The 25382-nt window shown below is 62.3% G+C and carries 22 protein-coding genes; 5 read left to right on the forward strand and 17 right to left on the reverse strand.

What is annotated here, in order from left to right; all coding sequences use genetic code 11:
* Positions 1-59 precede the first annotated feature (59 nt).
* The 10 genes from M0D65_RS21650 to M0D65_RS21695 all read right to left on the reverse strand — a co-directional run bounded on the left by M0D65_RS21650 (position 60) and on the right by M0D65_RS21695 (position 10516).
* The gene (locus M0D65_RS21650) at positions 60-749 is read right to left on the reverse strand and encodes a phosphoribosylanthranilate isomerase (protein WP_091012524.1); all 690 of its coding nucleotides are present in this window, start codon (positions 747-749) and stop codon (positions 60-62) included.
* 13 nt (positions 750-762) lie between these two features.
* Positions 763-1560, reverse strand: a complete 798-nt coding sequence (gene truA / locus M0D65_RS21655) for a tRNA pseudouridine(38-40) synthase TruA (RefSeq protein ID WP_091012521.1) — start codon at positions 1558-1560, stop codon at positions 763-765.
* Positions 1560-3989, reverse strand: a complete 2430-nt coding sequence (locus tag M0D65_RS21660; RefSeq protein ID WP_091012518.1) for a FimV/HubP family polar landmark protein — start codon at positions 3987-3989, stop codon at positions 1560-1562. The genes truA and M0D65_RS21660 overlap by 1 nt, the downstream gene beginning before the upstream one ends.
* Positions 3990-4126: 137 nt before the next feature.
* Positions 4127-5248, reverse strand: a complete 1122-nt coding sequence (gene asd / locus M0D65_RS21665) for an aspartate-semialdehyde dehydrogenase (protein WP_266254503.1) — start codon at positions 5246-5248, stop codon at positions 4127-4129.
* Between the two features lie 83 nt (positions 5249-5331).
* Positions 5332-5460 carry a hypothetical protein gene (locus M0D65_RS21670; RefSeq protein WP_266254504.1) on the reverse strand — a complete coding sequence of 43 codons (129 nt, stop codon included), beginning with the start codon at positions 5458-5460 and terminating at the stop codon, positions 5332-5334.
* 130 nt (positions 5461-5590) lie between these two features.
* Complete coding sequence (gene leuB / locus M0D65_RS21675; protein WP_266254505.1) at positions 5591-6658, reverse strand: 3-isopropylmalate dehydrogenase; 1068 nt, start codon at positions 6656-6658, stop codon at positions 5591-5593.
* Positions 6659-6713: 55 nt separating this feature from the next.
* Positions 6714-7367 carry a 3-isopropylmalate dehydratase small subunit gene (gene leuD / locus M0D65_RS21680; protein WP_091012511.1) on the reverse strand — a complete coding sequence of 218 codons (654 nt, stop codon included), beginning with the start codon at positions 7365-7367 and terminating at the stop codon, positions 6714-6716.
* 120 nt (positions 7368-7487) lie between these two features.
* Positions 7488-7631: an entericidin A/B family lipoprotein gene (locus tag M0D65_RS21685; protein WP_266254506.1), complete on the reverse strand. Its 144-nt coding sequence runs from the start codon at positions 7629-7631 to the stop codon at positions 7488-7490.
* A 5-nt stretch (positions 7632-7636) separates the two neighbouring features.
* Positions 7637-9046 carry a 3-isopropylmalate dehydratase large subunit gene (gene leuC / locus M0D65_RS21690; RefSeq protein WP_091012507.1) on the reverse strand — a complete coding sequence of 470 codons (1410 nt, stop codon included), beginning with the start codon at positions 9044-9046 and terminating at the stop codon, positions 7637-7639.
* 228 nt (positions 9047-9274) lie between these two features.
* Entirely contained in the window at positions 9275-10516 is a 1242-nt protein-coding gene (locus tag M0D65_RS21695) for a DUF1479 domain-containing protein (protein ID WP_266254507.1), read from the reverse strand.
* A 134-nt stretch (positions 10517-10650) separates the two neighbouring features.
* On the opposite strand from M0D65_RS21695, the gene M0D65_RS21700 reads away from it, so the two are divergent.
* Positions 10651-11628 (forward strand): AraC family transcriptional regulator, encoded by a 978-nt coding sequence (locus M0D65_RS21700; RefSeq protein WP_266254508.1) that lies wholly within the window; start codon positions 10651-10653, stop codon positions 11626-11628.
* Between the two features lie 749 nt (positions 11629-12377).
* Positions 12378-16343, forward strand: a complete 3966-nt coding sequence (locus tag M0D65_RS21705) for a YadA-like family protein (RefSeq protein ID WP_266254509.1) — start codon at positions 12378-12380, stop codon at positions 16341-16343.
* 121 nt (positions 16344-16464) lie between these two features.
* On the opposite strand, the gene gltA is transcribed toward M0D65_RS21705, so the two are convergent.
* From gltA to M0D65_RS21740, 7 genes are all read right to left on the reverse strand, one after another.
* Positions 16465-17766 (reverse strand): citrate synthase, encoded by a 1302-nt coding sequence (gene gltA, locus M0D65_RS21710; protein WP_091012498.1) that lies wholly within the window; start codon positions 17764-17766, stop codon positions 16465-16467.
* A gap of 113 nt (positions 17767-17879) precedes the next feature.
* Positions 17880-18152: a succinate dehydrogenase assembly factor 2 gene (locus tag M0D65_RS21715; RefSeq protein ID WP_091012496.1), complete on the reverse strand. Its 273-nt coding sequence runs from the start codon at positions 18150-18152 to the stop codon at positions 17880-17882.
* 1 nt (position 18153) lies between these two features.
* A complete protein-coding gene (locus tag M0D65_RS21720; RefSeq protein ID WP_091012494.1) occupies positions 18154-18858 on the reverse strand; it encodes a succinate dehydrogenase iron-sulfur subunit in 705 nt (234 codons plus the stop codon).
* A gap of 27 nt (positions 18859-18885) precedes the next feature.
* Positions 18886-20661, reverse strand: a complete 1776-nt coding sequence (sdhA, locus tag M0D65_RS21725; protein ID WP_096725525.1) for a succinate dehydrogenase flavoprotein subunit — start codon at positions 20659-20661, stop codon at positions 18886-18888.
* 4 nt (positions 20662-20665) lie between these two features.
* A complete protein-coding gene (sdhD, locus tag M0D65_RS21730) occupies positions 20666-21034 on the reverse strand; it encodes a succinate dehydrogenase, hydrophobic membrane anchor protein (RefSeq protein WP_266254510.1) in 369 nt (122 codons plus the stop codon).
* A 4-nt stretch (positions 21035-21038) separates the two neighbouring features.
* The gene (sdhC, locus tag M0D65_RS21735) at positions 21039-21452 is read right to left on the reverse strand and encodes a succinate dehydrogenase, cytochrome b556 subunit (protein ID WP_091012486.1); all 414 of its coding nucleotides are present in this window, start codon (positions 21450-21452) and stop codon (positions 21039-21041) included.
* Positions 21453-21621: 169 nt separating this feature from the next.
* Entirely contained in the window at positions 21622-22479 is an 858-nt protein-coding gene (locus M0D65_RS21740; RefSeq protein WP_266254511.1) for a GntR family transcriptional regulator, read from the reverse strand.
* Positions 22480-22986: 507 nt separating this feature from the next.
* On the opposite strand from M0D65_RS21740, the gene M0D65_RS21745 reads away from it, so the two are divergent.
* From M0D65_RS21745 to M0D65_RS21755, 3 genes are all read left to right on the forward strand, one after another.
* Positions 22987-23970 (forward strand): malate dehydrogenase, encoded by a 984-nt coding sequence (locus tag M0D65_RS21745; RefSeq protein WP_091012481.1) that lies wholly within the window; start codon positions 22987-22989, stop codon positions 23968-23970.
* Positions 23971-24208: 238 nt separating this feature from the next.
* Positions 24209-25225: a CoA ester lyase gene (locus M0D65_RS21750; RefSeq protein WP_091012479.1), complete on the forward strand. Its 1017-nt coding sequence runs from the start codon at positions 24209-24211 to the stop codon at positions 25223-25225.
* A complete protein-coding gene (locus M0D65_RS21755; RefSeq protein ID WP_170275674.1) occupies positions 25222-25365 on the forward strand; it encodes a hypothetical protein in 144 nt (47 codons plus the stop codon). The genes M0D65_RS21750 and M0D65_RS21755 overlap by 4 nt, the downstream gene beginning before the upstream one ends.
* Positions 25366-25382 lie beyond the last annotated feature (17 nt).

The following is a 25382-nucleotide window of genomic DNA, read 5'->3' on the forward strand; positions in this document are numbered from 1 at the left end:
GTGTCACTCTTCTCAGTGGGCGGCGCCGCTGCCCCGGACGGGGAGCTGCACCACCGGAATCATCCGGCGTCTGCGTCGCGCACCGCGCGCACAAACGCCGCCATCAGGGCGTGATCTTTCACACCCCTGGCACCCGCCACCTCGATGCCGCTCGAGACATCGACCGCGTACGGGCGCACGCGATGAATCGCATCACTGACGTTTTGCGCGCTCAACCCACCACTCAAAACGGCCCGACGCGCGAGCTCTGCTGGAATAAGTGACCAATCGAAGACCTTCCCGCCACCGCCATAGCCTTCGACATGTGTGTCGAGCAGAAGGCCACTGGCAGCTGAATAGTTAAGTGCCGATTCTACCAAATCGGCCGGCTGAGTATCCGCCGCAACACGCAACGCACGCAACCAAGGCAAACCCGCAACGCTGGCGAGCGACTCGCACTGCACCGGCGTTTCGTCGCCGTGGAACTGCAGCAGCGTCAGCGGGACGTTCGATGTCACCTCGGTGATCCAGTCCGGCGACGCATTGACGAACAATCCGACCACCGACAGGAACGGCGGAATCTCGCGCGTCATGTCGAGCGCCTGCACGACGCTGACCGAACGCGGGCTCGGCGGATAGAACACGAGGCCGATCGCGTCGGCACCGAGATCGATTGCGTGGGCGACATTGGCGGGCGTCGACAGGCCGCACAGCTTGATGCGCGTTCTATGCGGTACGGCGACGGACGGCGAGTTCTGGTCTGCGGTCATGTTCTGGTTTCGGTCAATCGGTCCAAACGGTGCTCCATGGCACGCTGCCGGACTGCGCGGGCGGCACCGCGAATGCCTCAGGATAGCCCACCTGCGCGAGATACAGGCCGTCCGGCATGAAGGTCGGCGCGGCGCGGCTGCGGTCCTTGCCCGCCAGTACTTCAGCCAGCCATTCAGCCTTGTGACGACCGCGTCCGATCGCCACAAGGCAGCCCATCAGGTTGCGCACCATGTGATGCAGAAACGCATTGGCACGAAAGCGGAAGTGGATGAAGTCGCCCTGCGGCCGCACGTCGATCTGATGCAGATGCTTGACCGGCGTCTTCGCCTGGCATTCCGATGAGCGGAACGCCGAAAAGTCGTGCTCACCGATCAGATACGCGGCTGCGGCGCGCATTGCGTCGACATCGAGCGGCGTATGGATCCAGCCCGCCCGGCCCGTCAGCATCGGCGAGCGAACCGGATGCACATACAGCGCGTAGTGATAGGTTCGCTCGAACGCGGAAAACCGCGCGTGAAACGTGTCCGGCATCGGCTTCGCCCACTGCACGGCGACGCTCGGCGGCAGGAACGCATTGGTGCCGCGTACCCACGAGAAATCGTCGCGTGTCAGTTCGGTGTCGAAATGGACCACCTGTCCGAGCCCATGGACGCCCGTATCCGTGCGCCCCGCCACCACGGTCGGCAGGGGCGTCTGGGCAAACTCGCGCAAGGCGCGTTCGAGCTCATCCTGAACCGTCTTGCCGTGCGGCTGCGACTGCCAGCCGCAAAACGCCGAACCGTCGTACTGGACGCCGAGCGCGACGCGCATCACGACAGCGGCGCGAGCGTCGACAGCAACGCGTGCGCTTCGGAGTGCGTGCCGGCGTCGTTGGCTTCGATCACTTCGTTGATCAGCGTTCGCGCGCCCGTCAGATCGCCCAGCTGGATGTACTCCCTCGCGAGATCGAGCTTGTTGCGGGCGATGCGTGCCAGTTCGTCCGGGGTGAACGCGGGGATCGGCTGTGCGGGGCTCGGCGGCAATTCGAGGTCGAAGTCGAGGTTCAAGGCGCCGAAATGGGCGGCGCCGAGGCCCGCGACTGACGCTGCGCCGGCGGTACCGGCGGCGATGTCGGCGGCGACGGGGGTGGGTGCGGCAGGTTCAGCGGTCGTGTAGCCGGTGGTGGGTTCGTGTTGTGTGTTCTGCTGCGCGAATGGCGCGGGTTCGGCGGGCACGTGGGCTTGCGGTGCGTCGTGTGCGGGCGGTTCGTTCGATTCGTGCGGTACGTTCTGCTGCACGAATGGCGCGGGTTCGGAGGGCACATAGGCGTGCGGTGCTTCATGCCCAGCCGGTTCGTTCGATTCGTACTGTACGTTTTGCTGTACGACTTGCGCAGGCTCGATGGGCACGTAGGCTTGCGGTGCGTCGTGTCCGGCCGGTTCGTTCGATGCCGGTTCGAAGGTTGCAGCCGGTTGTTGCGGCTCAACGCCGTCGTGCGTAGCAGGTGGCGGTGTGGCTTCCACGCGCGGCGGCAGCGATAGATCGAGGCTGCCGAGCGCCGCGATTGCCTCAGCAGGGAACGGCAGTGCGACAGGTGCCGGCCGGGTGGCTGCGGCGGACGCTGCAGGTTGAGCGGCGGTAGATGCGGCGGGTGGTTCCGTGTCGGCGTGATCGCCGTGATCGCCGTGGTCGGCGGCCGGCTGGATCGGCACCAATGGCAACGCTTCGGCGCCCAGCTCTTCAGCCGCTGCGCGACTCGCCGTGGTCGTCGCACTATCAAGCGAAGCGGGCCGTGCATTTGTCGAAATGTCGTCGTTGGCAGTTGCTCCAGCGACACCTGCCGCATCCGCGACGTGATGAGCGGCCGCGCCCGCCTCTGGCGCAGCACTTTCCGCCGATGCCGGAGAAAGCGCATTCATTCGCGCAAGGTAAGCCGCGGTGTCCTTCTCCAGTTGCGTCGGCGGTCGTACAGGAGCGGTGGCCGGCGACGCGGCACGCGCTTTGGCCGCCCTGCGGCGACGCATCGACAGCCCGGTCAGCAACACGACCAGCGCCGCGCCGATGGCTGCGGCGATACTGAGTTGCGTTTGCGAGAAGCCGAACTGGCCGTCGGTAGCCGATGACGTGGATGCGCCAGGACCCGTCGATGCATTCGAGGCAACACCGCCACTGCCCGCGGACGCCTGGGTAGCCGCCGACTGCTGTGTACCGGGCGCCTCGCCCGCGTTGCCGCTGCCCGCGCCGCCCGCCGATGAGCCGATGCCGTGCTTCTGCAACGCCATCAACACGCGATTTTTCAGCGCCAGCAGTTGCTGGAGACTCGAAACCTGCTCATGCGGCTGCGAGGCGGCCGAATCGGTCGATGCTGTATCCGCTGTCGTATTGCCTGCCGCGCTACCTTCCGGTGCGCTCGCGGATGGGCGGATCGCCCCCGCCCAGACGTGGGCGCCGCTCGCATGCTCGTCCTGCTGCGTGTCCGAAGCTGTGTCTGTCTGTGTCGCGTCGGCGGCCGAGGCCGATGGCGATGTGGCCGCAGCGGCGGTTGGCGTGCTGGCGGACACCGCCGCACCAATGCCTGCCGCCGATGCGCCATTTGCCGAAACACTCGCCGCCGACGCCGTGGCGTCAGAAGCCGCCGAAGACCCCGAAGGCGCCCCCGATGCATCGAGTGTCGGCACATCCAGCACTGCACCGAGCTTCAGCCGGCTCGGGTCATGTCCCATGAACGCGTTGGGATTCGCGTCGAACAGTGCACGTGCCGCGCGCGCGAGCGTCGCGCGGTCATGCGACTGCGTGATCTCCATCGCGATGTCGTTAAGCGACTGCCCCGGACGAATGGTGTACTGCGCGGCAGGCAGGCCGATCGCCGACACGGCCTGCTCGGAGGCCGGTATTGGCGTGGCGGGAGCATTGGCGGTGGTGGAGGCGCTGGTGGCGGCCGATCTTGCGGCGGTGGCGCCGGCAGTATTGCTAGCGCCGGCGTCAGCGCTTGTAGCCTTGGCGCGGTTGCTAGCACCGGCGGTTGCGCTTGTGACCTTGGCGCTGCTACCCACGCCAGCGGCTGCGCTCGCAGCCGTGGCACTGCTGCTACCGTCGGCTGCAACGCTCGCAGCATCGGCAGTCGCCGCACTCGCAGCCGGAACAAATGCAACTTGCGCGACACTCGTGCCGGCAACGAGACATGCCGCCGCAGCGAGTACCGTCATTGCGCACACCCGGTTGCGCGAGGCCACTCGAAAACCATTCAGTCGTACTGTCATCGGGACTCCTGGCGCGTCGTCGCGCGGCCCTTGTTGGCGATGGATTGAAGACAAGATTCGGAGCACACAATGAAAAAAGCGCCGCGTGAAACGCGACGCTTTCGGACTTCTTACGCGTCGTAACCGCGTAGTTTACTTTACTTGTCGAGCAGAATGCGCAGCATGCGGCGCAGCGGTTCGGCGGCGCCCCACAGCAGCTGATCGCCGACCGTGAAGGCCGACAGATATTCGCCGCCCATTGCCAGCTTGCGCAGACGGCCGACCGGCACGGTCAGCGTACCCGTCACGACGGCCGGCGACAGCTCGAGCATCGACGCTTCGCGCTGGTTCGGCACGACCTTCACCCAGTCGTTCGCGGACGCGAGGATGCCGTCGATTTCGTCGAGCGGCACATCCTTCTTCAGCTTGATGGTGAGCGCCTGCGAGTGGCAGCGCATTGCACCGATCCGCACGCACAGCCCGTCGACCGGAATCGAACCCGGCTCGCCCACCGCCGGCTTGCCGAGGATCTTGTTGGTTTCGGCACCGCCCTTCCACTCTTCCTTCGACATACCGTTGCCGAGATCCTTGTCGATCCACGGAATCAGCGCGCCGGCGAGCGGCACACCGAAGTGCTCGGTGGGCATGCGATCGCTGTTCAGCGCGGCCTGCACGCGGCGGTCGATGTCGAGAATAGCCGACGACGGATCGGCGAGGTCTTCCTTCGCCGCGCCGTACAGCGTGCCCATCTGTTGCAGCAGCTCGCGCATGTTCTGCGCGCCCGCGCCCGATGCAGCCTGATACGTCATGGCCGTCATCCAGTCGACGAGATTTTCGCGGAACAGTCCGCCCAGCGCCATCAGCATCAGGCTTACCGTGCAGTTGCCGCCAATGAAATTCTTCGTGCCGCTGACGAGCGCGCTCTTGATCACGTCGAGGTTGACCGGATCGAGAATGATGACCGCATCGTCCTTCATGCGCAGCGACGATGCCGCGTCGATCCAGTAGCCATTCCAGCCGGCTGCGCGCAGCTTCGGGAAGACTTCGTTGGTGTAGTCGCCGCCCTGGCAGGTGATGACGATGTCGCACTTCTTCAGATCGTCGATGCTGGCTGCGTCTTTGAGCTTCGTCTCGTTTTTGGCGAACGACGGCGCGTTGCCGCCCACATTGCTGGTGCTGAAAAACACCGGTTCGATGAGGTCGAAATCGCCTTCCTGCTGCATCCGTTGCATCAGGACGCTGCCGACCATGCCGCGCCAACCTACGAGACCTACGTTCATGACACTTACCCTTGGAGTGGAGCCTTCCCCGCATCTTTGCCCGCAGTGACCGCGCGGGGAAGACAGGCGGGCACGACGGACGATCAGCGAATCGTGATCGTTTTCGGGGTAATCGTTTTGATCAGCGTTTGGCTGACGATGGCGAGTTCAACCGCACGGGCTGTGTTGCCGTGCTGGTTCGAAATCGAGGAGATTTGTGGAATCTTCGCCATCGCGCCAGTCTACACGAAACCTGAAATGAGCGGTGTAAGCCGCCGATACACGTCGTTTTTGCATAAACAGGCCGGTATAGCGGCCTGTTTATGCGCTTATTGCCTGTTTACTTACGCTTACACCGGCATCTCAGAGCGCCGCGAGCACCGCATCACCCATCGCTGCCGTGCCGACCTGCTGGCAACCCGGCGTGAGGATATCGCCGGTGCGGAAGCCCTGCTCCAGCACCTTTTTCACCGCACTTTCGATGCGGTCAGCCTGCTCGACCTTATTCAACGAATAGCGCAGCATCATCGCCGCCGACAGGATCGTAGCCAGCGGATTCGCCACGCCCTTACCGGCGATGTCCGGTGCGGAACCGTGCGACGGTTCGTAGAGCCCCTTGTTGTCCTTATCGAGCGAGGCCGACGGCAGCATGCCGATCGAGCCGGTCAGCATCGCCGCTTCGTCGGACAGGATGTCGCCGAACATGTTGCCCGTGACGATCACGTCGAATGATTTCGGTGCCTTGACGAGCTGCATCGCCGCGTTGTCGACGTACATGTGCGACAGCTCGACGTCGGTATATTCCTTCGCGACGTCGATCATTACGTCCTTCCAGAACTGCGACGTTTCGAGCACGTTCGCCTTGTCGACCGAAGTCAGCTTGCGGCTGCGCTTGCGCGCCGCCTGGAACGCGACGTGCGAAATGCGGCGCACTTCGGTCTCCGAATAGCGCATCGTGTCGAAGCCTTCCTTCGCGCCGGCGAACAGGCCGTCCGGCGCTTCGCGCACACCGCGCGGCGAACCGAAATAGATGTCGCCGTTCAGCTCGCGCACGATCAGGATGTCGAGACCCGACACGATTTCTTCCTTCAACGAAGACGCGCCGGTCAACTGCGGATAGCAGATCGCCGGACGAAAATTCGCGAACAGCTGCAGATGCTTGCGCAGCCCGAGAATGGCTTGCTCCGGCCGCAACGCGCGTTCGAGCGAATCGTACTTCCAGTCGCCAACGGCGCCGAACAGGATCGCATCGGCTTCCTTCGCGAGCGCGAGCGTCGAGTCGGGCAGCGGATGCCCCTTCGCCTCGTAACCTGCGCCGCCGACGGGCGCCTCTTCGAGTTCGAACTTTTCGCCAAGTGCGTTCAGCACTTTCACGGCTTCTTTAACGATCTCAGGACCGATGCCGTCGCCCGGCAGTACAGCGATCTTCATGCGAAATTCCTTGCTGGGTGTTTGATAGAAGTTGTGCCTGACTGATGCCTGCAGCCTAGCCGACGATGCGGTGATTCAGCCACGGCTGCTTCGCCAGCCGCTCCGCTTCGTACTGGCGAATCTTGTCCGCGTGACGCAACGTGAGGCCGATATCGTCGAAGCCGTTCAGCAGGCAGTATTTGCGGAAACCTGCAACCTCGAACGGATATTCGGCACTGCCGTCTGCGGTACGCACAACTTGCGCTTCGAGATCGACGGTCAGCTTGAAGCCGTTGAACGCATAGGTCTCGTTGAACAGATGGTCGACCTGTTGCTCGGTCAGCACGATCGGCAGCAGACCGTTCTTGAAGCAGTTGTTATAGAAGATGTCTGCGAAGCTCGGTGCGATCAGTGCGCGAAAACCATACTGCTGCAGCGCCCACGGTGCATGTTCGCGCGAGCTGCCGCAACCGAAGTTCTTGCGCGCGAGCAGCACGGAAGCGCCCTGATAACGCGGCTGGTTCAGCACGAAATCCGGATTCAACGGACGGCGCGAGTTGTCCTGACCCGGTTCGCCGTGATCGAGATAACGCCATTCGTCGAATGCGTTGGGGCCGAAGCCGCTGCGCTTGATCGACTTGAGAAACTGCTTCGGAATGATCGCGTCGGTGTCGACGTTCTCGCGATCGAGCGGCGCCACGACGCCCGTATGTACGATGAATTTATCCATGGTTCATCACCCGCCAGAGTTGAGACCCGCACGCGCGATATCTGATCGCGCGTGCCGGTGTAATCGAAAAGCGCCGTGCCCGGGCGACGCGCACGCGTCGTGTGACACGGCAGCGCTGCATTAGTCGGCTGCTTTCTTGATTGCGTGTCCGGCGTCGTCCATGTCCTGGCCAAAGCCCGCGACCGTATTGCAACCCGCCAGTCCCAGCAGCATGCCGGTCAACGCCAGCAGCACGGTACGACGCCAGAGTGTCGATGTATTCATGGCAGTCACCCCAGCTTGCGAATATCGACGAAGTGTCCTTCGATGGCCGCCGCCGCTGCCATCGCCGGGCTGACCAGATGAGTACGACCACCCGCGCCCTGGCGCCCTTCGAAGTTACGGTTCGATGTCGACGCGCAGCGCTCGCCCGGTTCGAGCCGGTCGGCGTTCATCGCGAGACACATCGAGCAACCGGGCTCGCGCCATTCGAAACCGGCGTCGGTGAAGATCTTGTCGAGCCCTTCGCGTTCGGCCTGCGCCTTCACGAGACCCGAGCCCGGCACCACCATCGCGAGCCGGATGCTCGGTGCGACGCGCCGGCCCAGTTTCTTCACGACGTACGCAGCGGCACGCAGATCTTCGATGCGCGCATTCGTGCACGAGCCGATAAAGATCTTGTCCGGCTTGATCGATTCGATCGGCAGGTTCGGCTCGAGCGCCATGTATTGCAGTGCACGTTCGATTGCACCGCGCTTCACCGGATCTTTCTCGCGTTCGGGGTCCGGCACGCGACCGTCGATCGGCGTGACCATTTCCGGCGACGTGCCCCACGTGACCTGCGGCACGATCTCGGCCGCATTCAGTTCGACCACGCGATCGAACTGCGCGCCCTCATCGGTCTTGAACTGCTTCCAGTATTCGACGGCCTGGTTCCACTCGACGCCTTGCGGCGAGAACGGACGGCCCTTCAGGTAGTCGATCGTCGTGTCGTCGACGGCGACCATGCCGGCGCGTGCGCCGGCTTCGATCGCCATGTTGCACACGGTCATGCGGCCTTCCATGCTCAGCGCGCGAATCGTCGAGCCGCCGAACTCGATCGCATAACCGGTGCCGCCCGCGGTGCCGATCTTGCCGATGATCGCGAGCACAATGTCTTTCGCGGTGCAGCCGCGCGGCAGCGGCCCTTCGACCTTCACGAGCAGATTCTTGCTCTTCTTCTGCAGCAGCGTTTGCGTGGCAAGCACGTGCTCGACTTCCGAGGTGCCGATGCCGTGCGCAAGCGCGCCGAACGCGCCGTGCGTCGATGTATGCGAATCGCCGCAGACGATCGTCATACCAGGCAACGTCGCGCCCTGCTCCGGTCCGATGATATGCACGATGCCCTGACGCAGGTCGTTCATCTTGAACTGCGTAATGCCGTACGCGTCGCAATTCGAATCGAGCGTATCGACCTGCAGCTTCGAGACGGGATCGGCGATGCCGTGTGAGCGGTCGGTAGTGGGGACGTTGTGATCGGAGACCGCGAGATTCGCGCTGATGCGCCATACCGGACGCTCGGCCAGTTTCAGCCCTTCGAACGCCTGCGGGCTCGTGACTTCATGCAGCAGGTGACGGTCGATGTAGAGAATCGTCGTGCCATCGTCTTCCGTGTGGACCACATGGGTGTTCCACAATTTGTCGTAGAGGGTCTGTGCCATGGTATGCGGGTAGTAATGACGTCACTGCGGACTTCGCATGCAGATTTCGCTGGAAATTGCCTGCTGTCCGTGTCGGTCGATTATGCCACGCAGCCTTTCTGTTTTGCTGACCCGTCAAGCGAAAAACCGATAAAAAACAGTGGGTTGGGTAGTAGTGCCGATACCTGTATCGGCGTTACCCGTCACTGCGCGATGACTCTGCCGGTGCGTTGTTCTTGTCTGCTCTCGTCAGTCGAGGCCGAGTTGCGCTCGCCCCAGTGCTGTCAGATCGCGCTCTTCGGCGCGCCCTGCGAAGTCGGTTTCGAAGTGATCGGCGGGAAAATCGGGCGGGCTCTCGCCGCGCAGGAAAGCCGGTAACTGCCGCTGCAGATACGCGTCGTTTTTCGCGCAGCCCGGTGCCGACGCGATGTACATCACGTTGCTGTAGCCGGTACCGCTATGTACGTCTTCGACCGAATGCACGACGTCGCTGTGCCAGAACACGGCGTCTCCTGGCTGCATCTGCGGAATCGGTGTCACTGCTTCGAGCAGCAACGCATGCCATTCGGGCATCACCGACAACGCGCGTGCCGGTTGCGCGCCACATAGCGAGTCGTCGGGTACGTCGTCCTGCAGCGCGCGCAATAGAACCCAGGCCATCGCATTCGCGATCGGGATCAGTTGCAACGTGCCGTCGCCGGGACCTTGCGCGGTCAATGCGGTCCAGCCCTGGAAGGTGCGGAACATCGAACACACTGCCGGTGACGCAATCTCCTGTACGTCGGGTCGAAACGCTGCATCGTACGGATCGTAGTCGCGCCAGTTGCCCGACAGCACATGGCGATACACATTGCGATAGTACGGATCGAGCCAGCGTTCCACCGATCCACCGTCGACATGCGGCGACAACCCCAACGATGCCGAACCCGGCGGCCGCCTGCGAATCCGGTCCGCGTACGTGGGTACGACGTCCGGATCGAAATGCTGGCGCCCTTCGCTGTGCGCACGCCACAAGCGATTCAGAAACACCCGCGTGCGCGTGAGCGCCTCCGATTGCCGCGCCGCGATCTGCGGCTTCGACCAGTACACGCCATAGATCAGCGGTTTGTTCGATGCCAGCGTGCCGAAGTATCGGTCCTCGGCGCGACGGGCCAGCACTTCGTCGAGACGATTGCCCTCGACGTACTCGCCGAGTTCATCGTTCCAGTCGCTTGCCTGCTGCGGATCGAACACGCGACGCACGACGCACGCGCCGCGCGTCTTCAGTTGCGCAATGGTGTGCGGATCGACATCGTCCGCGGCAATCGACGCATAGTCGAACACCGGAATCGTGTCGGCGCCGCGCGCGCGGTCGCGCTGAATCGCATCGACCTGGGCAGCGATCGCGCCTTCGACTTCGCGAAACACGCGCTTGTAGTCGGGCAGCGCGGCGCGCAGCGAACGCCGGGTGGCGCGGATCGTGTCCTGCGGGTTGTCGATGGTGAACGGCATCGGTTGTCTCATGGTTGTTGTTTATCGTGCAGCTAGATTAGGAGCGTTTCAGTGCTGACAGACATACTTTTCAGCCAACCATCGATACAATCCGGACATTCGCCATCCCCTTCCCCGGCGGCCGGACGATCCCGATGAAACCCCAGTACGAACGCGTAACGATCCCCGACGGCTGTTCGGTGCGGGTGTATCGCCGGCAGATTGCGCAGATCCCATTCGAATGGCATCACCATCCCGAGTACGAACTGACGCTCACGATGAACAGCCGCGGCCGGCGCTTCGTCGGCGACCATATCGGCGAGTACGCGTGTGATGACCTCGTACTCGTTCCGCCCGACATGCCGCACACGTGGGCGTCCAGCGAGAGCCCCATTGCAAATGAGCCGCAGGTGGCGATCGTCGTGTGGTTCAGCGGCGACTGGGTGCGGCGTGTCGCCGATTGCTGTCCGGAATTCGCGCCGTTGCGCTCGTTGCTACGACGTGCGGCGCCTGGTCTGCATTTCAGCGAGGGCGCTACTGCCGCGATGCGTTCGCGTGTGCCCGCACTGCTCGATGGAGCACCGCGCACGCGGCTCGCGGCGGTACTCGACACGCTTGCCGCGCTCGCCGAAGCGCAGGCACAACCGCTCGCATCGCCGACCGCTCACAGCGGCGTGGCAACCAGTACAGCCGTCGAAGCCGAGCGTCTGAACCGGGTGCTCGATCTGCTCGATCGACGGTTCGCCGAACCGCTGCGCATCGCAGAGTTGTGCGCGGTCGCCAACCTGTCGGAGCGCTCGCTGCATCGTTACTTCGTGCGGCATGTCGGCGAGAGCGTCGGGCGTTATCTGAGCCGCCTGCGCATCGCTTACGCCACCCGACAACTGACCAACACCGCGTGGCCTGTCGCAGTGATCGCGGCGAAGGCCGGCTTCCCTAATCTCGCGAATTTCAACCGCCAGTTCCTCGCTGCACGCGGCATGACGCCGGGCGCCTGGCGACACTGCTTCGAAACGCAGGGGCAGGTGCCATCGCCGGGTTTGTCACCGGGAGTAGAAACGCGGCCGACGTCACTTGAAAAAGATCTGCGGACGCCGCATCCCAGTGGCGCGAAAGACACAATCGGTAAGTAAAGCTCAATCGACTGAATCCGGACCCGACAAAAAGCATATTTTTACCGAACGTAGAAACAGGCTTTGATTCATTGTGAGCAATTGGCCGAAACGGACAGATAAGTGGCCGCCGAAGAGCTTGGCATTTAACCTTTGACGATCCGCCTTTAATCACCGCGCATTGAACGCAGATAATCCCTCGATCATTTTGTTTCATTTCTGAATCAATAATCTTTTATGCACACAGCACGGAGTGAGTACGTTATATCGATTTATATTGACACCGCTGCGGGCGCTGATACCATCCCAACGTTGATTGAATCAGTGCTTACTGACAAAGAAATTAGTTGTACAAATGGCATAGGTCGCGGCCGCCTGATCTGCACGATGCCGCTATAGCCCAAGCAGTCTTCCCGACACCTTGTTGAGACGCCATGTGATACCTGGCGTGTGACGTACGACGTGTGGCGCTGGCAACCAGATTGCCAGCCCGCCAAAGGACCGATTCATCCTCCCTTGAGTTTTTGCACACGCTGAGCCGGGCGTTAAAACGCCCGCGCAGTGCGTACTAACTGTCGACGCAGCGAACCTGCCGTCGCTGGGCGACTTCGCCCTTTTTATCGCACCACCTTGCTCAATCCTGGTGCGTGCGTTGCATCGTCTCGAATAATGTTTTCACTAAACAGTACAACTAAATAAAGGCCAGAGTATCCGAGGGCCATATTTAACATTTCAAAAACCTCTACCAAAGATTTAAGGAATTGTCAGCCATGAATCGAGCCTACCGTTCTATCTGGAATGAAGCGCTTCAATCCTGGATTGCGGCGTCAGAACTCACCTCGTCAAACGGGAAACCCAATCAGTCGGCGGTCAAGCGAACCGGCACTGAAACGGTTCTGTCCGGCGGCGGGAAGGGGCAAGCGCCTGCTCCGGGTTCAATCAGGCTGAATAGCATTGCGTTTTGCATAGCGGCTGCGCTGGGGCTGGGATACACGCTTCCCTCTTTTGCCCAGACCACATCGACCACGCTGTCCGGAGTGCAATCTCCGGCTGGCACCGCATCGGTGGACTCGGCCGTATGCTCCTCGGCGGTTAATCGTCTGAACCCCGGTAACTCTCCGACCACGACACCGGGGGCGAATTTTGCGGCCGTCAATTGCGGTGTGGCGATTGGCGACAAAGCCACCGCAACCAATTCGGGCGCGCTTGCCGTCGGCTCCAACTCGACGGCAACGGGAGCACTATCGGTGGGCGTGGGACCTGCAGCAGCGGCCCTGCAGAACGGCAGCGTCGCCATCGGTGCCGCTGCGCTATCGAACGGCGCCGCAGGCATCGCCATTGGCCGGCAGAGTGCTGCGAATGGTGACTTTTCTCTGTCGCTGGGTTCGGTATCGCTGGCATCCGGCACAGCGGGCATTGCGATCGGTCAGTCGTCGCTCGCTTCGGGCACACGCTCCATCGCGATCGGTTCGGACAATACCGCTACCGCCGGTATCAACTACGACGCGACCACGCAGACCCGGGCGTCCGGCAATCTGTCCGTCGCACTCGGCGCGGGTGCCGTCGCCGGAACGGACAACTCCGTTGCGTTGGGCGCGCAATCCACCACAGCCGCAGCCAACCCGGTGACCAATGTCACGATCGGTTCGACCACCTTCGGCCCGTTCGCCGGCACTACGCCTGGTGGCGTGGTGAGCGTCGGCGCGCCTGGCGCCGAGCGGCAGATCACGAGCGTCGCGGCAGGCCGCGTGACTTCGACCAGCACCGATGCAGTGAACGGCAGTCAGCTATTCAGTGTCGCGAACAATGCGGTATCGCTGTCGACCGCTACGGCAGCCAGCGTGGCCAGCCTTTCGACTGGATTGAGCACAACCAGCAGTGGCGTGGCGAGCCTGTCGAGTTCGACGTCGACGAGTATTGGCTCGCTTTCTACGTCTACTTCGACCGGCATCAACAGCCTGTCGACCGGGTTGAGCACGACGACCAGCAGTGTCAGCAGTCTGTCGACTTCGGCTTCGAGCGGTATCGGTTCGCTGTCGACCGGTCTGAACACGTTGTCCACTTCGACGTCGACGGGCATCACATCGCTGTCCACCGGACTGAGCACGACGGGCAGCAGCGTATCGAGCCTGTCCACCGTCGTCTCGGCGACGCGCACGCACTACTACAGCGTCAACGACAACGGCACGCAGCAAGGTAACTACAACAACGACGGCGCAACCGGTGTGAACGCGATGGCGTTGGGTCCGAATGCCAGCGCGTCGGTGTCCAATGGCGTGGCGATCGGCAACGGCGCGGTGGTCAGCACCGCGAACAGCGTGGCCCTGGGTAGCAGCTCTATCACGGCGGCGGCCAATCCCACGCCGACTGGGACGGTTGGCGGGCAGTCCGCTACCTACGCGGGGGGAGCGCCGGTAGGCGTGGTATCGGTGGGTGACCTGAACAAGGAACGCCAGATCACCAACGTGGCTGCAGGCCGGGTCACAGGAACCAGCACCGATGCAATCAACGGCTCGCAGCTCTTTGCGACGAATGGCGCGGTCAACTCGCTGTCAACCGGCGTCGGCAATCTCTCGACAGGTTTCAGCAGTCTGTCGACCGGTCTGAGCACGACCAATAGCAATCTCGCGAGCCTGTCGAGTTCGACGTCGAGCGGTATCGGTTCGCTGTCGACGGGTGTGAATTCGCTGTCTACTGGGCTGAGCACGACCAATAGCAATGTGACGAGCCTGTCGAGCTCCACGTCTAGTGGCATCACCTCGCTGTCGACTGGGCTCAGCACGACCAACAGTAATGTGACGAGTCTGTCGAGCTCCACGTCGAGCGGAATCAGCTCGTTGTCGACGGGCGTGAGTTCGCTGTCGACCGGCCTGAGTACGACCAACAGCAACGTAACGAGCCTGTCGAGCTCCACATCGAGCGGGATCAGCTCGCTATCGACCGGCGTGAACTCGCTGTCGACTGGCCTGAGCACGACCAACAGCAACGTCGGTAGTCTCTCGACGTCGGCCTCGACGGGTATCAACTCGCTGTCCACGGGTCTGTCGACGACCAACGCGAATGTGGTGTCGCTCTCGACGTCGGCTTCGACCGGTATCAACTCACTATCCACCGGCTTGTCGACCACCAACCTGAACCTGACCTCGCTCTCGACGTCCGCTTCGACCGGCATCAACTCGTTGTCTACCGGTCTGTCTACGACCACGAGCTCCGTCGCGTCGCTATCCACCTCGACATCCAGCGGTCTGTCCACGACGAACAGCAACCTCGCTTCGCTGTCGACGTCGACATCGACCGGACTCGTAACGCTGACGAGCAACGTCACATCGCTGTCTACTGGCCTGAGCTCGACTAACAGCAGCCTGACTACGCTGTCGACCTCGACATCGACTGGGCTTAGTTCGTTGTCCACCGGCATCAGCTCCATCACGTCCAACACAAACGCTCTGGGCACTTCCACGGCCTCGGCGCTTGGCGGTGGAGCGAAGTACGATCCGACGACTGGTCAGGTCTCGGCGCCGGCCTACGTCACCTACAACGCAGACGGCACGACCACTACCAACAATAACGTCGGAGACGCCCTCAACAACATCAGCACCAAGGGCACCAAGTACTTTCATGCCAACTCGACGTTGCCGGACAGCATCGTGACCGGTCAGAACAGTGTCGCTATCGGCCCGAATGCAGTCGCCAGCGACGACAACTCGGTTGCCATCGGCAACGGCTCTACTACTGCGCCGTTTGTCCCGGTCTCGTCGGTCACGATCGGAGGGCTGCTCTTCGGCGGGTTTGCGGGCGCTAATCCTAGCGGCGTGTTCAGCGTCGGCTCCGCTAACGCGCAAGGGCAAATCATCACGAGGCAGATCACCAACGTCTCCGCCGGCCAGATCACGTCGACCAGCACCGACGCGATCAACGGTAGCCAGCTGTTCGCGACCAATAGCGCTGTCGCTTCGCTGTCGACGGGACTCGGTGCCACCAACGCCAGCGTCGCGTCGCTGTCGACCTCGACGTCGACCGCAGTCGGCTCGTTGTCGACCGGCCTCAGCACCACCAACAGCAACCTGACATCGCTGTCCACGTCGACCCAGACGAGCGTCAACTCGCTATCGACAGGTCTTTCGAGCACCAACAACACCGTCGCGTCACTGTCGACCAGCGTGAACAACCAGGTGTCGTCGCTTTCGACCAGCATCAACAACAGCTCGACGACAGCAGCGAACAACAATGGCGTCGCGACGGACATGAACGGCAAGGGCACCGACAAGCCGCACGTCACGGCTGGATCCAATTCCGTGGCAATCGGCGCCGGCTCGGATGACGGAGGCCGTTCAAACGTCGTTTCGATGGGTAGCGCGAACCAGCAACGCCAGGTCACGAATGTGGCCGCCGGCACGCAAGGCACCGACGCGGTCAACCTCAACCAGCTCAACGCCACGCTCAGTCAGGCGAACAATTACACGAATCAGGCGGTGGGCCAGTTGCAGCAGAGCGTCAACAGCACGGCAAGAACCGCTTATTCGGGTATTGCCGCCGCGACAGCGCTCTCGATGATCCCGGAGGTGGATCAAGGCAAGACGCTTTCGATGGGGGTAGGCGTCGGGTCCTTCCAGGGCTACCAGGCGGTCGCCGTGGGAGCGACCGCGCGCATCACGAATAACATCAAGATGCGCGCCGGCGTCGGTACGAGTTCGGCAGGGACTGCATACGGGATTGGTGCCTCGATGCAGTGGTAAAGGACGCGGGACGAGGCCGCTAAAGCGGTCTCGTTTCTGTGCAAACCACCGCACCAGTAAAAACGCCCCGACGGCTTTTACCGTCGGGGCGTTCTCTTTGCAGTTACCGCTACTTATCGCCTTAGCGCTGCGCGATCGGCTTCGCTTCGCGCGACGTATCGCCCACGAACAACTGGCGCGGACGACCAATCTTCTGTTCCGGATCGGCGATCATTTCGTTCCACTGCGCAATCCAGCCCACCGTACGCGCCATCGAGAAGATGCAGGTGAACATCGACGTCGGGATACCGAGCGCACGTTGCACGATGCCCGAGTAGAAGTCGACGTTCGGGTACAGCTTGCGCGACACGAAGTATTCGTCTTCGAGCGCGATCTTTTCGAGTTCCATGGCGAGCTTGAAGAGCGGGTCGTCATGCAGGCCCAGTTCTTCCAGCACTTCGTAGCAGGTCTCGCGCATCAGCTTCGCGCGCGGATCGTAGTTCTTGTACACGCGGTGACCGAAGCCCATCAGCTTCACACCCGAGTTCTTGTCCTTCACCTGCTTGATGAACTCAGGGATGTTGTCGATCGAACCGATTTCTTCAAGCATGTTCAGCGCCGCTTCGTTCGCGCCGCCGTGTGCCGGACCCCACAGGCATGCGATACCGGCCGCGATACACGCAAACGGATTCGCACCCGACGAACCCGCCAGCCGCACCGTCGACGTCGACGCATTCTGCTCGTGGTCCGCATGCAGGATCAGGATACGGTCGAGCGCGCGCACCAGCACGTCATTGACCTTATATTCCTCGCACGGATTCGAGAACATCATGCGCATGAAATTCGCGCTGTACGACAGGTCGTTGCGCGGATACACGAACGGCTGGCCGATACTGTACTTGTAGGCCATCGCGACCAGCGTCGGCAGCTTCGCGATCATGCGAATCGCCGATACGTCGCGGTGACGCGGGTTATTGATGTCGAGCGAGTCGTGATAGAACGCCGACAGCGCGCCGACAGCGGCCACCAGAATCGCCATCGGGTGCGCATCGCGGCGGAAACCGCGGAAGAAAAACTGCATCTGCTCGTGCACCATCGTGTGCTTCGTGACGGTGTCGACGAACTCGTCCTTTTCCTGCTTGTTCGGCAGTTCGCCCTTCAGCAACAGGAAGCAGGTTTCGAGGAAGTCGGCGTTCTGCGCGAGGTTGTCGATCGGGTAGCCGCGGTACAGCAGCTCGCCCTTGTCCCCATCGATATACGTGATCGCCGAGTTGCACGACGCCGTCGACATGAAGCCGGGGTCGTACGTGAACTTGCCGGTCTGGCCGTACAGTTTGCGGATGTCGATCACGTCCGGGCCAAGGGTGCCCTTGTAGATCGGCATTTCAACGCTCGGCGAGTTGTCGCTGAACGATAGCGTGGCTTTTACATCAGACGGGGTCATGGCACATCCTCAATCGAAGTATGGAAACAGGGTTTCGATAATCTGCACGCCCGGCAGCACCGGCAGCACCGCACGCGTGCGCTACTTGCGCTGCGTGCGTCTACTCGCGACGCTTACACGGTACGCAGCAGCTGCAGCACCCGTATGACATCCGGGTCAGCAAGTTCGCCTTCGGGTTCCTTGCGTGCAAGCAGCAAGTCCATCAGGTCGTTATCGCTCAGCTCGAGCAGGCGCGTAAGGGCGCCGACATCGGCATCGCTGAGGTCATGCTCGTATTTGCCGAAAAAACGCTCGAAGATCAGATCGTTTTCCAGCAAGCCGCGCCGGGCGCGCCAGCGAAGGCGTGCGCGGCGAAGCGGGTCGGACTGGTGCGAAGCTTCTTCCATGCTATACGGCGCGGCGAACCATCAATTCCTTGATCTTGCCGATCGCCTTCGTCGGGTTCAAACCCTTCGGGCACACGTCGACGCAGTTCATGATGGTGTGGCAGCGGAACAGACGATACGGATCTTCCAGGTTATCGAGACGCTCGCCGGTCGCTTCGTCGCGGCTATCCGCGATGAAGCGATAGGCTTGCAGCAGACCAGCCGGCCCGACGAACTTGTCCGGATTCCACCAGAAGCTCGGGCACGACGTCGAGCAGCTCGCGCACAGGATGCACTCGTACAGGCCGTCGAGCTCGTCGCGCTCTTCCGGCGACTGCAGGCGCTCCTTCTCCGGCGGCGGCGTGTCGTTGATCAGGTACGGCTTGATCGAGTGGTACTGGTTGAAGAACTGCGTGAAATCGCAGATCAGATCGCGCACGACGGGCAGGCCCGGCAGCGGACGCAACACGATCTTGTGCGGCAGGTCGTTCAGGTTCGTCAGGCAGGCAAGACCGTTCTTGCCATTGATGTTCATCGCGTCCGAACCGCACACGCCTTCGCGGCACGAACGGCGGAACGACAGCGTTTCGTCGACCGCCTTCAGCTTGATGAGCGCGTCGAGCAGCATGCGTTCGTGCGAGTCGATCTCGATCTCGTAGCGCTGCATGCGCGGCGCTGCATCCTTGTCCGGATCGTAGCGGTAGATTTCAAAAATTCGCGTGGCCATTTCCAGTTCCTTTGATTTGGCTTGGGCTTAGAACGTCCGCGCTTTCGGCGGTACCGATTCGACCGTCAGCGGCTGCATATGCACCGGCTTGTAGTCGAGGCGATCGCCTTCGCTGAACCACAGCGTGTGACGCAGCCAGTTTTCGTCGTCGCGATGTTCGAAGTCGCTCTGCGCGTGCGCGCCGCGGCTTTCCTTGCGCGCCTCGGCGGAGACCATCGTGGCGCGCGCCACTTCGATCAGGTTCGCCAGTTCCAGCGCTTCGACACGTGCCGTGTTGAACACCTTCGACTTGTCCTTCAGATGGACGTGTTCGACCCGCTCGGCCAGTTCCTTGATCTTGTCGACACCTTCGGCCAGCAGCTTCGATGTACGGAACACGCCTGCATGTGCCTGCATCGACGCGCGGATGTCGCCGGCGATGGCCTGCGTGTATTCGCCCGAGGTCGACTTCGTGAGCTTGTCGAGACGTGCCAGCGAGAACTCGGCTGCATCGGCCGGCAGCGGCTTGTGGTCCTTGATCTCGCGTACGTGCTTGACGATGTGATTGCCGGCCGCGCGACCGAACACAACAAGGTCGAGCAGCGAGTTCGTGCCGAGACGGTTCGCACCGTGCACCGACACGCACGAGCATTCGCCCACTGCGTAAAAACCGTTGACCGGATCTTCGTGACCCTTCGACGTTCCCACCACCTGCCCGTGGATGTTCGTCGGAATACCGCCCATCTGGTAGTGGATGGTCGGCACGACCGGGATCGGTTCCTTGATGCAGTCGACGTTCGCGAACTTCAGCGCGATCTCGCGAATGGACGGCAAACGCTTCATGATCGTCTCGGCGCCGATATGCGACAGGTCGAGCAGCACGTGATCCTTGTTCGGACCCACGCCGCGGCCTTCCTTGATTTCCTGGTCCATCGAACGCGAGACGAAATCGCGCGGCGCCAGATCCTTCAGCGTCGGCGCGTAGCGCTCCATGAAGCGCTCGCCGTCCGAGTTACGCAGAATGCCGCCTTCGCCGCGCACGCCTTCGGTAATCAGCACGCCGGCACCGGCCACGCCGGTGGGGTGGAATTGCCAGAATTCCATGTCCTGCAGCGCGATGCCCGAGCGGGCCGCCATGCCAAGACCGTCGCCGGTGTTGATGAACGCATTCGTCGATGCCGCGAAGATCCGGCCCGCGCCGCCTGTAGCGAACAACGTGGTCTTGCCTTCGAGGATATAGACGTCGCCGGTTTCCATTTCGAGCGCGGTCACGCCGAGCACGTCGCCTTCGGCGTCGCGGATCAGATCGAGCGCCATCCATTCGACGAAGAACTGCGTCTTCGCCGCGACGTTCTGCTGATACAGCGTGTGCAGCAGCGCGTGACCGGTACGGTCAGCTGCCGCGCAGGCACGTTGCACCGGCTTTTCGCCGTAGTTCGCGGTATGACCGCCGAACGGACGCTGATAGATCGTGCCGTCCGCATTGCGGTCGAACGGCATGCCCATGTGTTCGAGTTCGTAGACCGCATTCGGCGCTTCACGGCACATGAATTCGATCGCGTCCTGGTCGCCGAGCCAGTCGGAACCCTTGATCGTGTCGTAGAAGTGGTAGTGCCAGTTGTCTTCGCTCATGTTGCCGAGCGAAGCACCGATACCGCCTTGCGCGGCGACCGTGTGCGAGCGCGTCGGGAACACCTTCGACAGCACGCAGACCGACAGACCTGCGCGCGCGAGTTGCAGCGACGCACGCATGCCCGAACCGCCTGCACCGACGATGACGACGTCGAAGCGGCGACGCGGCAGAGAATTCTTGATTGCAGCCATTCTTTTACACTCTCCAGAGAATCTGCGCAGCGTAGCCCGCACACGCGAGCAACCAGACGATCGTCAGCGCCTGCAGGAAGAGCCGCGTGCCGACGGGCTTGATGTAGTCCATCCAGATGTCGCGGATGCCAACCCAGGCGTGATAGAACAGCGACAGCAACGCGACGAACGTGGCGAGCTTCATCCACTGCGTGGCGAAGATCGACGACCAGCCTTCATAGGAGAAGTCCTTCGCACCGAAGAACCACGCGAGCAGGATCACGGTGTAGACCGCCATCACGACGGCGGTAATGCGTTGCGCGAGCCAGTCGCGCAGCCCGTAATGCGCGCCGACGACGAGGCGCTTCGGGCCGATTCGATTGTGGGATGCCATTTTTTTAGAAGACTCCGAAGAGTTTTGCTGCAAAAGCGAGGGTGAGTAGCGACGACAGGACCAGCACGACGATCGACGTCTGCTTGCCGCCTTCCTTCGTCACGCCGCGGTGTGTGTCCATCACCAGATGGCGAACGCCGGCGCAGAAGTGAAACAGGAAGGCCCACGCGAGAACCAGCGTGATGAGCTTGACGACGATGTTGGAGAGGAAATCCTTGAACAACTCGAAGCTGATTTCTGATGTCAGGCTTTGCGAGAAGAGGTACAGCAGGAACGGGAGGAACACGAAGAGCAGACCACCGCTCAGGCGGTGCAGGATCGACACCCGCCCCGCTAGCGGGAGACGGTATGCCGTCAAGATCTGTCCGATACCGATGTTCCGGAACTCCGGCCTCGGTTTTTTTACGGCTTCAGCCATGCTAGACCCCTACTTTGTAGTCACACTAGTCCGCGATTTTAGCGCCTTTTCATATCGCGCTGCAGCGAAAAACCGCGCAGGAGCTTTACGGAGCGGGCAACAATTGCGTGTTTGAGCGGCCTGGCGCGTGCTTCGCACAGGTCCTCGCGCGTTGTCTTGAGCCAGATCGTCAGCTCAAATCGTTCTGATAGTAATACCCGGTTGTGACATACCAGCCACGACGCACTTCGACCGGTCGATCGCCGTACGTATAGGACACGCGCTCCACCGAAAGTAGCGGAAAACCAGCCGGCACGTGCAGCAGTTCGGCCACGGCCGGATCGGCTGCCACCGCGCGGATTTTCTCGGATGCGCGGATCATGCGCGTGCCGAACTCCGTCTCGAACATCGCGTAGAGCGGCCCTTTGTACTCCGACAGGCGCTCGAGCGTGAGGCCGCGAAACATGCCACCTGGCAGCCAGATTTCGTCGAGCACCGTAGTTTCGCCATCGAACTGCAGCAGGCGCTTGATCAGCACGACGGGATCGGCGGGCTTCAGATCGAGCTGGCGGGCAATTTCCGCCGGGGCGCGCAGCCGCCGGCATTCGAGCAGCCGGCTGACGTGCGGATGTTCGTCGCCGTCATCGGCAAGCAATCTGAGGAAGCGAAACTGGGCACGGTCTTCGTTGTGCGTAGCAACAAAAGTGCCCTTGCCCTGGCGCCGGACCAGCAGGTTATCGGCGGCGAGTTCGTCGATTGCCTTGCGCACGGTGCCCTGACTCACCTTGTAGCGGGCGGCCAGTTCGACTTCGCTGGGAATGATTTCGCCGGGTTTCCATTCGCCCGACTCGAGGCTCTGCGTAATCAGCCCCTTGATCTGCTGATACAGCGGGCTGAAGGTCGGCGAGGTGGGCAATGCGTGGGCTGCGGCGGGTGCTGAAGCAGCAGGCGCGGCCCCCGCGGAAGAAGTGGGTGCGCCAGCGGGCACGCCGTCGCCTGAGCCCGCCGGGCCGATAGGATTCGCAGTGCTCGCCTGGTTCGAAGTCATCCGCGCATTTCATCATAAAGGCCCATCTTGCGTCCAGCCCTTTCCCGGCGATACTTATGTCTTATATAAGACATAAGATAATGTTGACTTTGCGTCTGCCGAATCCTACACTCCTTGTCGAGCAAGGGTTTGCGGGTTGTCGTACGGCGCTTTTCCCGATGGCTGTCACGCACCAAAAGCCGCCCTGCACCATGCTGTTCTCTCATGCAGTCCAGGTTTCGACTGGCCCGCCGGCGCCCCGCCGGACGCGCGCCGAAACGCGCTGTAGCAGGAGCCGGCAGGCGCAACGGCCGCTACGGTACCAACAGCGTCCCGCACTCCGCTCGGTTGTACAGATTACCCGGCACGACGGCCGCGCAGCGGCGCTCCCCGGCTTCCGCCCGGTTCAGCGCAAGCCCGCGCGCAGCGAATTCCGCCGTGTTTCAACGACGCTTTGTCTAACGCGCATATAAAATGGCGTTTTTCCCTAGCGTCTAACGCACTAACGCATCGTCCTGGAGATTTTCAATGGCTAAGCCCGCAAAGCGTGTTGCCGTCACCGGCGCCGCAGGTCAAATCGGTTACTCCCTGCTGTTCCGCATCGCGAACGGCGACATGCTCGGCAAAGACCAGCCCGTGATCCTGCAGTTGCTCGACCTGCCGCAGGCGCAAGGCGCCGTCAAAGGCGTCGTGATGGAGCTCGAAGACTGCGCATTCCCGCTGCTCGCGGGCGTCGTGGTCACCGACGACCCGAAGGTCGCGTTCAAGGACGTCGATGTCGCGCTGCTGGTCGGCGCCCGTCCCCGCTCGAAGGGCATGGAGCGTAAGGACCTGCTGTCGGCAAACGCCGAAATCTTCACGGTGCAAGGCAAGGCGCTGAACGAAGTCGCGAGCCGCGATGTGAAAGTGCTGGTGGTCGGCAACCCGGCCAACACGAACGCCTACATCGCCATGAAGTCGGCACCCGATCTGCCGAAGAAGAACTTCACCGCGATGCTGCGTCTCGACCACAACCGCGCGCTGTCGCAACTGGCTGCGAAGTCGGGCAAGCCGGTCGCATCGATCGAAAAGCTCGCTGTGTGGGGCAACCACTCGCCGACCATGTACCCGGACTTCCGCGTTGCAACGGCAGAAGGCCAGGACCTCACCAAGCTGATCAACGACGACGAATGGAATCGCAACACGTTCATTCCGACGGTCGGCAAGCGCGGCGCGGCAATTATCGAAGCGCGCGGGCTGTCGTCGGCGGCATCGGCGGCTAATGCGGCGATCGACCACGTGCATGACTGGGTGCTCGGCACGAACGGCAAGTGGGTCACGATGGGCATTCCGTCGGACGGCTCGTACGGCATTCCTGAAGACATCGTCTACGGCGTGCCCGTCACGTGCGAAAACGGCGAATACAAGCGCGTGGAAGGTCTGGCCATCGACGCGTTCGCCCGCGAGAAGATGGATCACACGCTGAACGAATTGCTCGAAGAGCGCGACGGCGTTCAGCATCTACTCGGCTAATAGTCGCGAGCCGCGCGGCAAGACCGGGCTCGTTGAAGTACGACGAGCACCGGTTTTTTCACGCAACTGGTTTTGACATGCGAATTCGCGCACGGCGGTTTTTTTCGAATCGTCGTGTGCCGGGTTCGCGCCTGATCCGGGCGCGTTTTGCCCACCGCACTGTGTCATCGCAGCGCTCCCGCAGAACGCACCCGAATCAGGTTTCTCCCTAAGACGACCCACGCTCCTGACGCCGACGATGCGCGCTCTCACACCCGCCGAAGTGCTGTTTGACGGCGAAGCGCCCCCAGCCGTTCTGCCTGCCTGCGATCACTACGCCGGCAGCGAGAAGCTGATGCTGAAATCGCTTGCACTACAGCAGGAGCTTGGTGCGGTGTTCGACGTTACGCTCGATTGCGAAGACGGCGCCCAGGTCGGCCACGAAGCGGAGCACGCGGAACTCGTCGCGTCGTTCCCCGGCAGCGAGCACGATCGCTTCGGCCGCGTCGGCGTGCGCATTCACGATTTCGCTCATCCGCACTGGCGCGACGACGTGCGCATCATCCTGCGTGCTGCACAACGTGCGCCCGCCTACATCACGCTTCCGAAAATCCGCAATGTCCCGGACGCCGCCGAAATGTGCGCGTTCATCGAAGCGACGCGCCGCGAACTCGGCATTGCCCAGCCTGTGCCGGTGCAACTGCTGGTCGAAACGCACGGTGCGCTCGCGCGTGCGTTCGATCTCGCTGCGCTACCTGGTGTCGAAGCGCTGAGCTTCGGTTTGATGGACTTCGTCTCCGCACACGATGGCGCGATTCCCGATAGCGCGATGCGCTCGCCGGGCCAGTTCGATCATCCGCTCGTGCGTCGCGCGAAGCTGGAAATCGCCGCGGCGTGTCACGCACATGGCAAGGTGCCGTCGCATAACGTATCGACAGAAGTGCGCGACATGACCGTGGTCGCCAGCGATGCCGCTCGGGCGCGCAACGAGTTCGGCTATACGCGGATGTGGAGCATCCACCCCGCGCAAGTGCCGGTCATCGTTGCGGCGTTCGCGCCGCGCGACGAGGAAATCGCCACCGCCGCCGATATCCTGCTCGCCGCGCAACACGCGCAGTGGGGTCCGACGCGGTACCACGATACGCTGCACGATCGCGCGAGCTATCGCTACTACTGGTCGGTGCTGCGCCGTGCGCGCTCGACGGGTCACACGGTGCCCGCTGAGGCCGCGCCGCTGTTTGCGCCAGTGGATTCACAGCAGGGGCGCACGTCGTGAATATGCATGGTCAGAAGCCGTTGCGCATGCTGAACCAGGCCGCGGCCAGGACGATGGCGACCCGCACCGAAGCGCTGTCCGGAAGCATCAGCTGTCACGCGTACGAGCTTAAGCTCGACGTGCCGTTCAACAGGAAGTGAGCAGGGCCACAAGGAGA

The organism is Paraburkholderia sp. CHISQ3, from assembly GCF_030464945.1.
Classification (GTDB): Bacteria; Pseudomonadota; Gammaproteobacteria; order Burkholderiales; family Burkholderiaceae; genus Paraburkholderia; species Paraburkholderia megapolitana.

Excerpts from the sequence above, each read along its gene's own strand:
- M0D65_RS21745 (WP_091012481.1), top strand. The coding sequence starts at position 22,987 with ATGGCTAAGCCCGCAAAGCGTGTTGCCGTCACCGGCGCCGCAGGTCAA.
- M0D65_RS21650 (WP_091012524.1), bottom strand. The coding sequence starts at position 749 with ATGACCGCAGACCAGAACTCGCCGTCCGTCGCCGTACCGCATAGAACG.
- sdhD (WP_266254510.1), bottom strand. The coding sequence starts at position 21,034 with ATGGCATCCCACAATCGAATCGGCCCGAAGCGCCTCGTCGTCGGCGCG.
- M0D65_RS21660 (WP_091012518.1), bottom strand. The coding sequence starts at position 3,989 with ATGACAGTACGACTGAATGGTTTTCGAGTGGCCTCGCGCAACCGGGTG.
- M0D65_RS21705 (WP_266254509.1), top strand. The coding sequence starts at position 12,378 with ATGAATCGAGCCTACCGTTCTATCTGGAATGAAGCGCTTCAATCCTGG.
- leuB (WP_266254505.1), bottom strand. The coding sequence starts at position 6,658 with ATGAAGATCGCTGTACTGCCGGGCGACGGCATCGGTCCTGAGATCGTT.
- M0D65_RS21720 (WP_091012494.1), bottom strand. The coding sequence starts at position 18,858 with ATGGCCACGCGAATTTTTGAAATCTACCGCTACGATCCGGACAAGGAT.
- M0D65_RS21695 (WP_266254507.1), bottom strand. The coding sequence starts at position 10,516 with ATGCCGTTCACCATCGACAACCCGCAGGACACGATCCGCGCCACCCGG.
- M0D65_RS21700 (WP_266254508.1), top strand. The coding sequence starts at position 10,651 with ATGAAACCCCAGTACGAACGCGTAACGATCCCCGACGGCTGTTCGGTG.
- M0D65_RS21685 (WP_266254506.1), bottom strand. The coding sequence starts at position 7,631 with ATGAATACATCGACACTCTGGCGTCGTACCGTGCTGCTGGCGTTGACC.
- gltA (WP_091012498.1), bottom strand. The coding sequence starts at position 17,766 with ATGACCCCGTCTGATGTAAAAGCCACGCTATCGTTCAGCGACAACTCG.
- sdhC (WP_091012486.1), bottom strand. The coding sequence starts at position 21,452 with ATGGCTGAAGCCGTAAAAAAACCGAGGCCGGAGTTCCGGAACATCGGT.
- asd (WP_266254503.1), bottom strand. The coding sequence starts at position 5,248 with ATGAACGTAGGTCTCGTAGGTTGGCGCGGCATGGTCGGCAGCGTCCTG.
- M0D65_RS21740 (WP_266254511.1), bottom strand. The coding sequence starts at position 22,479 with ATGACTTCGAACCAGGCGAGCACTGCGAATCCTATCGGCCCGGCGGGC.
- leuC (WP_091012507.1), bottom strand. The coding sequence starts at position 9,046 with ATGGCACAGACCCTCTACGACAAATTGTGGAACACCCATGTGGTCCAC.
- M0D65_RS21670 (WP_266254504.1), bottom strand. The coding sequence starts at position 5,460 with ATGGCGAAGATTCCACAAATCTCCTCGATTTCGAACCAGCACGGCAAC.
- leuD (WP_091012511.1), bottom strand. The coding sequence starts at position 7,367 with ATGGATAAATTCATCGTACATACGGGCGTCGTGGCGCCGCTCGATCGC.
- M0D65_RS21715 (WP_091012496.1), bottom strand. The coding sequence starts at position 18,152 with ATGGAAGAAGCTTCGCACCAGTCCGACCCGCTTCGCCGCGCACGCCTT.
- M0D65_RS21750 (WP_091012479.1), top strand. The coding sequence starts at position 24,209 with ATGCGCGCTCTCACACCCGCCGAAGTGCTGTTTGACGGCGAAGCGCCC.
- truA (WP_091012521.1), bottom strand. The coding sequence starts at position 1,560 with ATGCGCGTCGCGCTCGGCGTCCAGTACGACGGTTCGGCGTTTTGCGGC.
- sdhA (WP_096725525.1), bottom strand. The coding sequence starts at position 20,661 with ATGGCTGCAATCAAGAATTCTCTGCCGCGTCGCCGCTTCGACGTCGTC.